Here is a 12705-nt window from a genome sequence, read left to right as displayed (position 1 = left end):
TTCACTCAGCCACGAGCTGCGCGGTCACCACGCCGTGCAGCAGCTCCGCGTCCACGAAGTCCCCGTCCTCCGGCGGCCCGCAACGCCAGCTCAACGGGTACGTGTTGCCGTGCGCCGCCGGAATCCCCACGTACTGGTCCCGCACGGCCGGCCCGAAGCACTTCGCACCGGGCGGCCAGTCGAAGTCCTGGCTCGCCCCGGGCTCCAGCAGGAAGTACGTCCACCGCGCCCCGGCGATCTCCCGCACCACCGGCCCCGGATCGCCGTCCGTGAGCGCCACCAGATGGTGCACCACCGCCTCACCCCGGACGCCGCGCAGCCGGATGGCGTCGAAGTGGATGCCGGTGAGGTGGAGTTGGAGCCCCGAGGAGGGAACCCATTCGGGGAGTCTCTTCTGCAACATGCCGCTAAGCATTCCGGCGGATGCGTAGCGTGACTAGGAGGTAGCGGTCCACATCGGTGAGGTGTGGGGAAGGACTGGTGGGCTGTGGGGACGAGTGAGGTGTCGTATGTTCGGCGGCTCGTGGGGGAGTTGATCCGCGTGCACCGGGTGGCCGCCGGATACACGCAGAAGTCAGCGGCAGCGAAGCTGCGCATCTCCGAGTCGTTGATGGGCGCGGTGGAACGCGCGGAGCGCATTCCGTCGACCGAACTGATGGTGGAGGCCGACGAGCTGTTCGGAGCGAACGGCGCGTTGAAGGAATGCTGTGACATGCTGGACGAGGAGAAGTACCCCCCGAAGTTCCTGGGCTGGGCCAAGTACCAGCGGACCGCGCGGATCATCAACGGGTACGAGACGATGGTGATCCCGGGGCTGCTCCAGACCGAGGCGTACGCGTATGCCCTGCACCGGGTGCGAGTGCCCGCGTACACCGAGGCCGAGATCGTCAGCCGCGTCGAAGCGAGGCTGGAACGTCAGGCGGTGCTGACGCGCACGCCACCTCCGCACATTGGGTACGTCATCGAGGAATCAGTCCTGGAACGGTGCCTGGGAGGGCCGGAGGTGCTGAAGGAGCAACTGCGGCACATGCTCGACTGCATCGAGCGCTACAACCACCTGACGGTGCAGGTGATGCCGACCGCGCAGCACACCCACGCAGGGCTGATGGGGCCCATGCAGTTGATGTCCACGGCAGAGGGGCGCGCGGTCGTGTACGTGGAGGCGCGCGGCGGGGATAGGTTTGTCTCGCAGCCGGACCAGGTCGTCGTCATGTTCGACCTCTTCGGCATCTTGCGGGCCCAGGCGCACAACCCCTGGGAGTCCGCAGAGGTCATCGAGAAGAAGATGGGGCAACTGTGAGCTACCACGACGCCGGCCTGACCTGGTTCAAGTCCAGCTACAGCGGCAACGAAGGCGCCGAGTGCATCGAAGTCGCCTACAACTGGCACAAGTCCAGTTACAGCGGTAACACGGGCGGCGACTGCGTAGAGGTGGCCACCTGCCCCCACACCGTCCACGTCCGCGATTCCAAGGTCACCGACGGCCCGACCTTCGCCGTCGCCCCGACCGCCTGGACCGCGTTCCTGGACCACGCGACCGCGAACTGATCACGGGGTAACCGTGTCCCGTAAGGGGGCCCTGGAGAACGCCTACGCCGCTCTCCAGGCAGCCCGCGACGCGGAGGACCGTGCGTATGAGGCAGCCGTAGGGGCCCGGGGTGCCCGCCGGCGAAGCCGAGCCCGGCTCGACGGATGAGGGCCGTCATTCCGTTCGTGGTGGGGACGGGAGACCCGGCGCCGCTTGTCGTACGCGGTGAGCCCCCGAGCCCGCCCTTCAGCCGGTAGTTCGTGGGCGTCGTGGACAGGGGGGTCCGGGTGAGGAAGTCCCACGTCTCCGTCATCTGATTGCGGATCGTCGCGACGAGGTCCCGCCAGCCCTTCAGTGCGTCGGCGGTGGCGAAGCGGATCTCGTACTCGGTCTTCCTCGGAGGCCGGGGGACCAGTTCCCCCTTCTTCGCGGCGGCCACGGTCAGGGACGCTCCACGGTCTCGTCCTCGTCGAGCCAGTCGAGGTCGGGGCTGCCGAGCCCTGCGGCCAGCGCCGTGGCCGTCTCCTTCCAGGACGTCAGCTCGGCGATCGCGAGGTGCGGCTGGTTGGTGGAGAACGACGCCCGCGCGGCGTCGACGAGGTCCTGCGCGCAGGACTCTCTGTCGGACGGCGACAGCGCGAGCATCCAGGGGAAGACCTTGGCCATGCGCGCGGCGAGCGTGCCGCTCTCGTCAAGGGTCACGGTGATGAGCTGCGCGGCGAAGTCCAGCAGGCGGGCGCGGCCCTCTGCCTCGCGCTGGGACATCAGGACCAGCGCCTCGCCGTCGCGGCGGGTCACCGTGACGGGGTGGTCCTCGGCCTCGGCGAAGACCTCGGCCGAGTGCTTGCTCAGGTCCGAGGAGCGCCGGGTGGCGGCAGGGAGGTCAGCTGCCATGGTCATGCATCGATCGTGTTCGGAACGTGTTCGGAAGTCCAAGGGGTGCGCCCCGCCCCCTCACAACCCCGGCGCCCCCCACACCGGGAACCACCGCGACAGGTCCTGCTCCACCCGCAAGTCGTCCCCCAGCGCCGCCCTGACCTGCAACTCCAGCTGGTTGTCGCGCTTCTCCGCGCCGCCCGGGACCGGGGCGAACGGGTAGAACGTGCCGCGCTTGTAGAGGTAGACCAGGGCCAGGGCGCGGCCCGACTCGTCTCGGAAGGCGACGAGCGAGCAGAGCAGCTGGGGGCCGAAGCCGCCGTCCTGGAGCAGGGTGTTGACCGCGTGCAGGTCGTTGACCAGGGCGGCCGTGTCCTCGGGCGGCTGGCGCGAGAGGAGCCAGGTGTAGCCGTAGGTGTCGCGGCTGAACTCGACCGGGATGCCGCCGCGCCCGGTGTCCGCGTCGAGCAGTTCGCGTACGTCCTGCTGGATACGGGCGAAGGCGGAGCCCTCGACGCCGGCGAAGCACACCGAGCCCAGGCCGGTCGGCGTGAAGCCCGTGGCGGCCTGGAGGGTGAGCGCGGCGGAGGGGACGGCGAAGAGCTGGTCGAGGTCGGGGCGGACCGGTTTGCTGCGGCCCAGGATCGTGTCGAGCAGGCCCACGGGGGCTCCTTACGGTCGGGACAGGTCGGCCGAGATGCGGGCCAGCTGGTCGAGGCGCTGTTCGAGCGTGGGGTGCGAGGAGAGCAGCCGGGCAAGGCTCTCCTTGGAGGCGAAGGCGGGGACGAAGTAGAAGGCGTTGTACGGCTCCGCCTTCCGCAGGTCCTCCGTGGGAATCCGGGCCATCTGGCCGCTCACCTTGGTGAGGGCGGAGGCCAGGGCCGAGGGGCGGCCGGTCAGGAGGGCGGCCGTGCGGTCGGCGGAGAGTTCGCGGTAGCGGGACAGCAGCCGGGTGAGCAGGAAGCTGACCGCGTAGACGACCGCGCTGACCAGCGGGATCAGCATGATCGCGATGCCGAGGGGGTCATTGTTGCGGCTGCCGCGTGAGAAGCCGCCCCACAGGGCGACCCGGGTGATGATGCCGGCGAGAACGCCGAGGAACGAGGCGATCGTCATGACGGCGACGTCACGGTGCGCGACGTGCGACATCTCGTGGGCGAGGACGCCCTCCAGCTCCTCCGGCTCCAGTCTGCGCAGCAGCCCCGTCGTGGCGCAGACGAGGGCGGTCTTCTCGCTGCGGCCGGTGGCGAACGCGTTCGGTACGTCGCTCTCGGCGATGGCGACCCGTGGTTTCGGCATATCGGCAAGAGCGCAGATCCGGTCGATCGCGCCGTGCAGTTCCGGCGCCTGGGCGGGGGTGACCTCGCGGGCACCCATGCTGAACGAGGCGATCCGGTCGCTGAACCAGAACTGCGCGACGAACATGCCGCCGGTGATGATCAGAATGATCGGCCAGGCCCCGCGCAGCGCGGCCAGCAGCACGCCCACCAGGACCACGTACAGCAGCCCGATCAGGAACATCGTGGTGACCATGCGGGTGGTCAGACCACGGTCCGGGGCGTACCGGCTCCGGGTTCGGGTCATCGGGTCGACCTCCAGTCCTCACCTGTCCAGCCTGTCCCGTCTGTCTCCCATGGTGCTCCTCAACGGCTGAAAATGGAGGAAACGGGGTGGGCGGGGAGATGTGGCCGAAGAGGGACTGGTCCAGATAGGTGCCTAAGGCATCTAGTGAGGGTGATCGGTAAGCAGGACCCACCCCCCTCGCTGCGAGGTCCGCATGACAGAGACCCAGTCCGAGATGCAGTCCCAGTCCGAGACCATTGCCTTCCCGCAGAACCGCACCTGTCCCTACCACCCGCCCACCGGCTACCCGAGTGCGAGCCGGGGCCAACGGCCGGTGTCCCGCGTCCGGCTCTTCGACGGCCGTACGGTGTGGCTGGTCACCGGGCACGCCGAGGCCCGGGCGCTCCTGGCGGACCCCAGGCTGTCGTCCGACCGGGCGCACCCGGCCTTCCCCTTCTTCGCGCCGAGGCTGGCCACGCTCGCACAGCGTCGCGTCGAGCTGATCGGCGTCGACGACCCGGAGCACAACGCGCAGCGCCGGATGCTGATCCCGAGCTTCACGGTCCGGCGGACGGCGGCGCTGCGGCCGCGCATCCAGGAGACCGTGGACCGGCTGCTCGACGCGATGGCCGAGCAGGGCCCGCCGGCCGAGCTGGTGAACGCCTTCGCGCTCCCGGTGCCGTCCATGGTCATCTGCGCGCTGCTCGGGGTGCCGTACGCGGACCACGACTTCTTCGAGGCCCAGTCGCGCAAGCTGCTGCGCGGGCCGGAGCCGGCGGACGTCATGGCGGCACGCGAGGAGCTGGACGCGTACTTCCGCGTCCTGATCGAACGCAAGCGGCGTGAGCCGGGGGACGGGCTGCTGGACGAGCTGATCGCCGAGCAGCTGGAGACCGGGGCGGTGGAGCGCGACGAGCTGGTGCGGCTGGCGGAGATCCTGCTCGTGGCCGGTCACGAGACGACCGCGAACATGATCTCGCTCGGCACCTTCACGCTTCTCCAGCACCCGGACCAGCTGGCCCGGCTGACGGACGGCGACGCCGACGCGGTGCCGCCCGCCGTGGAGGAGCTGCTGCGGTTCCTGTCCATCGCGGACGGGCTCTCCCGGGTGGCGGTGGAGGACATCGAGATCGGCGGGGAGACGCTGCGGGCCGGGGACGGGGTGCTGCTGTCCACCGCCGTGAGCAACCGGGACGCGTCCGTCTACCCGGAGCCGGACGCGCTGGACCTCGGACGCGGGGCGCGCAACCACGTGGCGTTCGGGTTCGGCATCCACCAGTGCCTGGGCCAGAACCTCGCCCGCGCCGAACTGGAGATCGCCCTGCCCGCGCTCTTCCACCGCTTCCCCGGCCTGCGTCTGACGGTCCCGCCCGAGGAGGTCCCGTTCAAGCCGGGCGACACGGTGCAGGGGCTGCTGGAACTGCCGGTGACCTGGTGACGGCCGAAACGCGGACGGGAGGAGCGATGGGCATGCGGATCGACATCGACAAGGACGTGTGCATCGGCGCGGGGCAGTGCGCGCTCGCCGCACCGAAGGTGTTCACCCAGGACGACGACGGGCTCAGCGAACTCCTGCCGGAGGCCGAGCCCGGCCCCATGGTCGGCGAAGCCGCCCGCGCCTGCCCGGTGCAGGCGATCACGGTGAGCTGAAGCGGGCGGCGGGCGGCGGGGGCGGTCAGGGCCAGAGCAGTTCCCGCTCCCAGGCCACCGTCCCCGTCCGCACGTCGGCCGAGCGGCGGTACCGCAGGCGCACGTGCCGCCGCCGGGCGTCGCCCTGGAAGAACTCGGCCTCGCGCGGCTCGACCACGTACCGGGTCCAGGTCGCCGCCTCCGCGTCGGGCTCGGCGCGCGCCCGGTCCCAGGCGGCGTCGGACGCGCGGTCGAGCGCGGCCGTCGAGTCCAGGATCTCGCTCTGCCGCCCCACCAGGGCCGAGGCCAGCGCCCCGGTCGAGCGGGCGTGCAGATCGGCGGCGCTCTCGGCCGTGGAGCACGCCGTGACCGGTCCCCGGACGCGTACCTGCCGGCCTTGCGCCGGCCAGTAGAAGCCGAGCGCGGCGTACGGGCGGGCGGCCAGCTGGCGGCCCTTCGCGCTGCTGTCGTGCGTGGCGAAGTGCCAGCCGCGCTCGTCCGCGTCGTGCAGCATCAGGGTCCGTACGTCGGGCAGGCCGTCGGCGTCCACGGTGGCCAGGGTCATGGTGTGCGGCTCGGTCTGCCCGGCGGCGACGGCCTCGGCGAACCAGGCGCGGAACAGGTCGAGGGGCGCGGGCGGTGCGGTGTCCGGGTCGAAGGCCGGAAGGTCGGTGTCCCAGACGCGCTGGGCGTGCAGCAGGTCGAGGAAGGACTGCCGGGCGGCGGGATCGAGAGCGTCTGTCATGCGGCCGACGCTACGCCGAAGGCGGCCGGGCACCGAGGAGCCGGTGGCCGAGTGCCGCCCGCCGCCCCGCGTGGACGGCCGGTGGCCGAACACCGGCAGTCGCCCCCCGTGGACGGCCGGTGGCCGAACACCGGCAGTCGCCCCCCGTGGACGGCCGGTGGCCGAACATCGGCAGTCGCCCCGCGTGGACGGCGCGCTCATGCGCCGTGAGACGGACGGGTTCTTGGGCCACGAGGATCGCGCCGGGGACGGCGGCCCCGGGGACCGCGCCGTGTGAGCACGGCCCCTCATCCCCGCCCCAGCACCACCGTCCCCGACGAGCAGAACCAGCCGCCCGTGCCCGAGGCCACCGCCAGTTCCGGGAGGCGGCCCCCCGCCTTGCGCACCTGGCGGGCCCCCGCCTCGCCACGCAGCTGGCGTACCGCCTCCACCAGCAGGAACAGGCCGCGCATCCCGGGGTGGCAGGCGGACAGGCCGCCGCCGTCCGTGTTGACCGGGAGCTCCCCCGTGAGGCCCGTGCGGCCGCCCTCCACGTACGGGCCGCCCTCGCCCTTCGCGCAGAAGCCCAGGTCCTCCAGCGTCACCAGCGTCATGTAGGTGAACGCGTCGTAGATCTCGGCCAGGTCGATGTCGGCCGGCCGCACCCCCGCCCGTTCGAAGGCGAGGCGGCCCGAGACGGCGGCGGGGGAGACCGTGAAGTCGTCCCACTCGGACATCGTGGAGTGCGAGACGTGCTCGCCGGTCCCGAGCACCCAGACGGGCGCCTTCGCCGTGTCGGGGACGTACTCCTCGGCCGCCAGCAGCACCGCGCAGCCGCCGTCGCTGCGGATGCAGCAGTGCAGCTTGGTGAACGGGTCGGCGATCATCGGGCCCGAAAGCACCTCGTCCACCGTGACGGGGGTGCGGAACATCGCGTCCGGGTTGGCCGCCGCGTTCGCCCGCGCCCGCACCGCCACCTCGGCCAGCTGCTCCAGGGTCGTGCCGTACTCGTGCATGTGGCGGCGGGCGGCCATCGCGTACTTGGCGATCAGCGAGTGCCCGTACGGCACCTCGAACTGGAGCGGGCCCCGCGCCCCGAACGACAGGCTGGAGGTGCGGCGGCCCGCTTTGATGTCGGCGCGGGCCGTGGACCCGTAGACCAGCAGGACGGCGTTGGCGCGGCCCGCAGCGACGGCATCAGCCGCATGGGCCGCCATCACCTCCCAGGTCGAGCCGCCCACCGAGGTGGAGTCCACCCAGGTGGGTTTCAGCCCCAGGTACTCGGCGACCTCCACGGGCGCGAGCGTCCCGAGCCCCGCCGAGGCGAAGCCGTCGACCACCGAGCGGTCCAGGCCCGAGTCGGCGAGCGCCCGGCGGGCGGCCTGGGCGTGCAGGGCGTACGGCGTGGCCGTGTCGACGCGCCCGCAGTCGGCGAGGGAGACACCGACGACGGCGACCCGGCGGAGGGAAGTGGGCGTGGCAGACATGAAACTGACGGTACATCAGATAACCGCCGCCGTCTCGCCCGCACGGCTCTGGGAATCTCGTCTCCGCGCGCCTAGCATGACGGGCCGTCAGTTCAGAGGCCGTCGGCCTCCGAGGGGAAGGAGTCCGCCGATGGATGCCGCCTTCACCGCGGAACAGGACGAGATCCGCCGCACCCTGCGCGCCCTGCTCGACGGGGGAGGGGGCGGGGGCGAGCTGTGGCGCCGGGGCGTCCGGGACCTCCGGCTGCCCGGTCTCGGCGTCCCGCAGGAGTACGGGGGCGCCGGCTGGGGCGCCGCCGAGCAGGCCGTCGTCCTGGAGGAGACCGGCCGCGCCCTGCTGCCGTCCCCGCTGCTCGCCACCAGTGTGCTCGCCGCGCCCCTGATCCTGGCCCTCGGCACCGGGGAACAGCGCGCCGCCCTGCTGCCGGCCGTGGCCGCCGGCGAGCTGACCGCGGCGCCTGCCGTGCCCGGCGGGGCGCTGTCCACGGCCCTCGGCCTCGCCGGCGACCCGACCGGCGGCTCCTGGGCGGGCGGTGGCCGGGCGGGCGGGGTGCAGGCGAGGCCGGCCGGTGGCGGGAGCGGCGGGTGGCGGCTGTACGGGGAGGCCGACCGGGTGCCGGACGGGGACCGGGCCGGGCTGCTCCTGGTCGCCGCGCACGCGGGCGGCTTCCCGCGCAGCCGCACCCTGCTCTTCCTGGTCCGCGCGGACGGACCCGAGCCGCCCGCCGGGCTCGTCCGGACCGGGCAGACCTCACCGGACCCGACCCGTCCGCTGGCCCGGGTCCAGCTGCGCGACACCGAGGCGGAACTCCTGGGGGCCGACGACACCGTGGACGCGGCCGCCGCCCTCGCGACGGCCGGACGCACGGCGGCGGCCCTGCTCGCCGCCGAGGCGGTGGGGGCGGCGGCGGGCGCGCTGGAGCGCATGGCCGCGTATGTGGCGGGGCGCGAACGGTCCGGGCGGGCCGGCGACCCCGCCCGGGCCTCGCACGCCTTCGGGGCCGAGCAGCACCGGATCGCGGAGCTGTACGTACGGGTACGGGCGGCGCGTTCCGCCGCGTACTTCGCGGTCGGGGACCCGGAGAGCGCCGGGCTGGCGCTCGCCGGGGCCCTGGAGGCGCTGCGGGCCGCGGCGGCGGAGGCGGTGCGGCTGCCGGGGGACGCCGGGCCGCCGGACCGGGAGCACGAGGCGCAGCCGTACGCCGGGCGGGCCGCCGTCATGGAACTCCTCCTCGGCCCCGCCCACCGCCTGCGCGACCACGCGGCCCGGCGCTCCGGGCTCTTCGCGGCGGCCGGGGACGAGGGCGGCGGCGCGGGGGGCGGGGCGGCCGGGGGTGGAGGCGGTGCCGGGCGCGGGGCGGCCGGGCAGGTGGCGGTCTGATGGCGGCGGCCGGGGTCCGGCTCGTCCAGAAGGTGTCCTCGACCCGCGCCTTCGCCCGGATCGCCCCGCATGTGGTGCCCGCCGTGGACCGCGCGGTCCACCGGCTCACCCGGGGCCGGGTGCTGCTGAGCGCGCGGATGCTGCCGGGGGTCGTTCTGACGGTCCCGGGGGCGCGCAGCGGGCAGCCGAGGACCACCCCGCTGGCCTGCATGCCGCAGCCGGGCGACGGTGACCGGGAGGGCTGGGTCCTGGTGGGCAGCAACTTCGGCAGGCCCGGGCACCCGGCCTGGACGGCGAACCTGCTGGCGCACCCGGAGGAGGCGGTCATCAACTGGAACGGGCGCGACATCCCCGTACGGGCCCGGCTGCTGGCGGGTGAGGAGCGCGCGGTGGTGTGGAAGGCCGCGCTGGCGTTCTGGCCGCCCTATGCCGCGTACCAGGCGCGGATCGACCGCGAGATACGGCTGTTCCGGCTGGAGCGGCGGGAGGTCTCCTCGTAACGGTCCGGGTCCGGATACGCCGACGGCGGACCACATGCGTGGTCCGCCGTCGGTGAGACAGGACCTGGGGCGCCCGGGAACACCGCGCGTCGCCCAGTGGCGGGGAGTTCGGCGCGGACGCTACTTCGTCGGCTTCTTGCCGGTGATGCCGAGGTGCACCAACAGGGCCAGATTCGGCTTGAGTTCGGCCTGCTTGACGCCCCAGGTGGTGAAGCCCTTCTGGTGCGAGGCGACGGCGGCCAGCATCGCGACCAGGGAGCCCGCCATCGCGGCGGCGCTGACGTCCTTGTCGACCTTGCCCTTGGCCTGGAGCTCCTTCACGGACTCCGTGAGGGAGTTGGTGACCGAGTTCAGGATCTTCATGCGGATCTTGTAGAACCGCTTGTCGCCCTCGGCCGCGCCGAGGTCGACCACGCGCAGGATCGCGTCATTGCGCCGCCAGAAGTCGAGGAAGCCCTCGACGAGTTGTTCGGCGGTCTGCCAGCCCGACTTGCCGACCCAGGAACGCCCGGCGACCAGTTCGGTCAGACCGGCGCCCTCCTTGGCCATTTCTTCGGCGATTTCGAGGACCGCGCCCTCGACGTCGGGGAAGTACTGGTAGAAGGTCGCGGGTGAAGTCCCCGCCTTCCGGGCGACGTCGATGACTTTGACGTCCCGGTACGGCGAGGAGCTGAGCATCTCGCTGAGGCAGTCGAGCAGCTTCTGCCGCGTCGCCTGTCCGCGCCGACCGGCCACGCGGCCGTCGACGGTGCGTACTTGTCCTGTCATGCCGTCAGCTTACCGACGGGTGATCGGAGCGCGATTCGGCCGAGTGCAAATGGGGAATGGCCGCCCGCTGACGCCCTCCTCCGACCGTCTCCGGTCCGTCTCTGCCCACAGTCTGATCAATGTTATTAACAGCCTGTGGATAACTTCGGTGGATAACTTTCGAAAGTGCGTTCGCTTCCGGGGGTAGGAGGCGGGTCCCGGGCGCGCGGAACGCGCCGCGCGGCTACGTTGGGTGAGACGAGCGTCACGACGGCGAGCGTCACGACGGCGAGCGTCACCACGGCTGGCGTCACCAGGACGAACGGAAGGATCCGGGCCCATGGCCGCATTCGCACAGTCCGCACCGTGCTGGGTGGATGTGCAGCTCTCCGACCTGGAGGCGGGCAAGCGCTTCTACGGCGAGCTGTTCGGCTGGACCTTCCGGGCGGCCGATGGCCCCCGCGCCGAGGCCCTCAGTGAGGGGAAGCTCGTCGCCGCGCTGGCCGCGAAGAAGGACGGCCGGATGCCGACCGCCTGGGGCGTCTACTTCGCCACCGACGACATCGAGGCGTCCGTCGCCCGGGTCCGCGAGGCCGGCGGCCAGGTCATCACCGAGCCGGTACCGGCCGGCCGCGCCGGGGTGCTCGCCCAGGCAGCCGACCCGGGCGGCGCGGTCTTCGGCCTCTGGCAGGCCGGCGAGCGCGCGGGCTTCCAGAAGCAGAACGAGCCCGGCTCCTTCTGCTGGACCGAGGTCCACACCCGGTTCAAGGACCGCGTCGACCCCTTCTACGAGGAGGTCTTCGGCTTCCGCTCCGCCGACATCGGCGACTCGGTCACCGACGTCCCGGACACGGACGAGTCCCGCGTCGACTTCCGCACCTGGTCCCCGCCCGGCACCGAACCCGGCCCCGACACGGCGGTCGGCGGGCGCAGCGTCATCACGGACGCGTTCCCGGCCGAGCTGCCCAGCTACTTCCTGAGCTACTTCAACGTCACGGACTGCGACGCCACCGCGCGCACCGTCCAGCGGCTCGGCGGCCGGGTCACCGCACCCCCGCTCGACATCCGGTACGGGCGGATGGCGGTCCTCCAGGACGACCAGGGCGCCGTCTTCGCCGTACTTCAGGAACCCGTGTCCTGATTCGGGCGGTGTGGCCCAGGACACCCCGATCCGCCCCCGGGTTCGCAACCGGGGCCTTCGCCAGGAACAATCGGGGTGCGCACCGCCGGGTGGTGCCCAGTGATGAGACGCTGCACACGGCGGGTATTTCGCGGACCTCTGTTCCCTGAGGTCCGTACGGGGAGGTGGCAGGCAAAGTGGTGGAGCAGCTGACGCAGCACGACCCGAGGCGGATCGGCCCGTTCGAGGTGCTGGGACGGCTCGGGGCCGGCGGCATGGGGCTGGTCTATCTCGCCCGGTCGGCATCCGGCCGGCGGGTGGCGATCAAGACGGTCCGTACGGAACTGGCCGAGGACCAGCTGTTCCGGGTGCGCTTCACACGTGAGGTGGAGGCCGCGCGTGCCGTCAGCGGCTTCTACACGGCCGCCGTGGTGGACGCCGACCCGCGCGCCGCCGTGCCCTGGCTCGCCACCGCGTACGTGCCCGCCCCCTCGCTCGAAGAGATAGTGAATGAGTGCGGGCCGATGCCGACCCAGGCGGTGCGCTGGCTGGCGGCGGGCATCGCGGAGGCCCTGCAGTCCATCCACGGCGCACAGCTCGTCCACCGCGACATGAAGCCGTCGAACGTGCTCGTGGTCGAGGACGGCCCCCGGGTCATCGATTTCGGTATCGCGTCCGGCGTCTCCAACACCCGGCTCACCATGACCAACGTGGCCGTCGGCACGCCCGCGTACATGTCGCCCGAGCAGGCGCGGGACTCGCGCAGCGTGACAGGGGCCAGCGACATCTTCTCGCTCGGCTCGACGCTCGTCTTCGCGGCGACCGGCCACGCGCCGTACCGGGGCGCCAACCCGGTCGAGACGGTGTTCATGCTGCTGCGCGAGGGCCCCGACCTCGCCGGTCTGCCCGACGACCTGCGCTCGCTCATCGATTCCTGCATGCAGATGGACGCCACGCGGCGGCCCACGCCCGCCGAGCTGCAGGCCCAGCTCGCCCCGCACCTCTTCGCCTCCGGCGGCGGTGACGACAGCGGTACGGCCTCGGCCTGGCTGCCGGCCGCCGCGACCGCGATGATCGAGCAGCGCCGGGGCGGTGGCCGCGCGGTCGCCCCCGTGCCGCCCGCCGCACCTCCGGCGCCCGTGCCGCCCCC

General features: G+C 72.5%; 15 protein-coding genes. 8 read left to right on the top strand and 7 right to left on the bottom strand.

The window, feature by feature from the left end; genetic code table 11:
* Position 1 precedes the first annotated feature (1 nt).
* Positions 2-403, bottom strand: coding sequence for a hypothetical protein (locus tag E6R18_RS24575; RefSeq protein WP_136319081.1), 402 nt, complete (start codon positions 401-403; stop codon positions 2-4).
* Positions 404-523: 120 nt separating this feature from the next.
* Here E6R18_RS24575 and E6R18_RS24570 point away from each other — a divergent pair, with 120 nt between their 5' ends.
* Both E6R18_RS24570 and E6R18_RS24565 read left to right on the top strand, forming a co-directional pair.
* Positions 524-1300 (top strand): helix-turn-helix transcriptional regulator, encoded by a 777-nt coding sequence (locus E6R18_RS24570; RefSeq protein ID WP_136319080.1) that lies wholly within the window; start codon positions 524-526, stop codon positions 1298-1300.
* Positions 1297-1548 carry a DUF397 domain-containing protein gene (locus E6R18_RS24565; RefSeq protein ID WP_136319079.1) on the top strand — a complete coding sequence of 84 codons (252 nt, stop codon included), beginning with the start codon at positions 1297-1299 and terminating at the stop codon, positions 1546-1548. The genes E6R18_RS24570 and E6R18_RS24565 overlap by 4 nt, the downstream gene beginning before the upstream one ends.
* 421 nt (positions 1549-1969) lie before the next feature.
* Here E6R18_RS24565 and E6R18_RS24555 read toward each other — a convergent pair whose 3' ends face one another.
* Genes E6R18_RS24555 through htpX form a run of 3 tightly spaced genes read right to left on the bottom strand, consistent with a single transcriptional unit; the run spans position 1970 to position 3988 of the window.
* The gene (locus E6R18_RS24555; protein ID WP_136319078.1) at positions 1970-2428 is read right to left on the bottom strand and encodes a type II toxin-antitoxin system Phd/YefM family antitoxin; all 459 of its coding nucleotides are present in this window, start codon (positions 2426-2428) and stop codon (positions 1970-1972) included.
* A gap of 54 nt (positions 2429-2482) precedes the next feature.
* Complete coding sequence (locus E6R18_RS24550) at positions 2483-3067, bottom strand: hypothetical protein (protein ID WP_136319077.1); 585 nt, start codon at positions 3065-3067, stop codon at positions 2483-2485.
* Positions 3068-3076: 9 nt separating this feature from the next.
* The gene (htpX, locus tag E6R18_RS24545; protein WP_136319076.1) at positions 3077-3988 is read right to left on the bottom strand and encodes a zinc metalloprotease HtpX; all 912 of its coding nucleotides are present in this window, start codon (positions 3986-3988) and stop codon (positions 3077-3079) included.
* 193 nt (positions 3989-4181) lie between these two features.
* On the opposite strand from htpX, the gene E6R18_RS24540 reads away from it, so the two are divergent.
* Together E6R18_RS24540 and E6R18_RS24535 are read left to right on the top strand one after the other, a co-directional pair.
* Positions 4182-5405, top strand: coding sequence for a cytochrome P450 (locus E6R18_RS24540; RefSeq protein WP_136319075.1), 1224 nt, complete (start codon positions 4182-4184; stop codon positions 5403-5405).
* Positions 5406-5437: 32 nt separating this feature from the next.
* Complete coding sequence (locus tag E6R18_RS24535; protein ID WP_136319074.1) at positions 5438-5617, top strand: ferredoxin; 180 nt, start codon at positions 5438-5440, stop codon at positions 5615-5617.
* 25 nt (positions 5618-5642) lie between these two features.
* Here the strand turns inward: E6R18_RS24535 and E6R18_RS24530 are convergent, their stop codons facing one another.
* Positions 5643-6341: a pyridoxal 5'-phosphate synthase gene (locus tag E6R18_RS24530; RefSeq protein WP_136319073.1), complete on the bottom strand. Its 699-nt coding sequence runs from the start codon at positions 6339-6341 to the stop codon at positions 5643-5645.
* Between the two features lie 287 nt (positions 6342-6628).
* Positions 6629-7807: an acetyl-CoA acetyltransferase gene (locus tag E6R18_RS24525; RefSeq protein ID WP_136319072.1), complete on the bottom strand. Its 1179-nt coding sequence runs from the start codon at positions 7805-7807 to the stop codon at positions 6629-6631.
* A gap of 130 nt (positions 7808-7937) precedes the next feature.
* On the opposite strand from E6R18_RS24525, the gene E6R18_RS24520 reads away from it, so the two are divergent.
* Both E6R18_RS24520 and E6R18_RS24515 read left to right on the top strand, forming a co-directional pair.
* Positions 7938-9188, top strand: coding sequence for an acyl-CoA dehydrogenase family protein (locus E6R18_RS24520; protein ID WP_136319071.1), 1251 nt, complete (start codon positions 7938-7940; stop codon positions 9186-9188).
* Positions 9188-9688, top strand: coding sequence for a nitroreductase family deazaflavin-dependent oxidoreductase (locus tag E6R18_RS24515; RefSeq protein ID WP_206308417.1), 501 nt, complete (start codon positions 9188-9190; stop codon positions 9686-9688). The genes E6R18_RS24520 and E6R18_RS24515 overlap by 1 nt, the downstream gene beginning before the upstream one ends.
* 120 nt (positions 9689-9808) lie before the next feature.
* On the opposite strand, the gene E6R18_RS24510 is transcribed toward E6R18_RS24515, so the two are convergent.
* Positions 9809-10456: a TetR family transcriptional regulator gene (locus E6R18_RS24510; protein WP_136319070.1), complete on the bottom strand. Its 648-nt coding sequence runs from the start codon at positions 10454-10456 to the stop codon at positions 9809-9811.
* 319 nt (positions 10457-10775) lie between these two features.
* Here E6R18_RS24510 and E6R18_RS24505 point away from each other — a divergent pair, with 319 nt between their 5' ends.
* Both E6R18_RS24505 and E6R18_RS24500 read left to right on the top strand, forming a co-directional pair.
* On the top strand, positions 10776-11576 hold the full coding sequence (locus E6R18_RS24505) for a VOC family protein (RefSeq protein ID WP_136319069.1): 801 nt from the start codon (positions 10776-10778) through the stop codon (positions 11574-11576).
* A 176-nt stretch (positions 11577-11752) separates the two neighbouring features.
* Positions 11753-12705 (top strand): serine/threonine-protein kinase (locus tag E6R18_RS24500; protein WP_206308416.1); only part of this gene is annotated, 953 nt, incomplete at its 3' end.

The sequence above is a fragment of the Streptomyces sp. A1277 genome (assembly GCF_004795015.1).
Classification (GTDB): domain Bacteria; phylum Actinomycetota; class Actinomycetes; order Streptomycetales; family Streptomycetaceae; genus Streptomyces.
The sequence above is the reverse complement of the archived record's forward strand: the minus strand, read 5'-3'. Positions and strand labels throughout refer to the sequence as shown.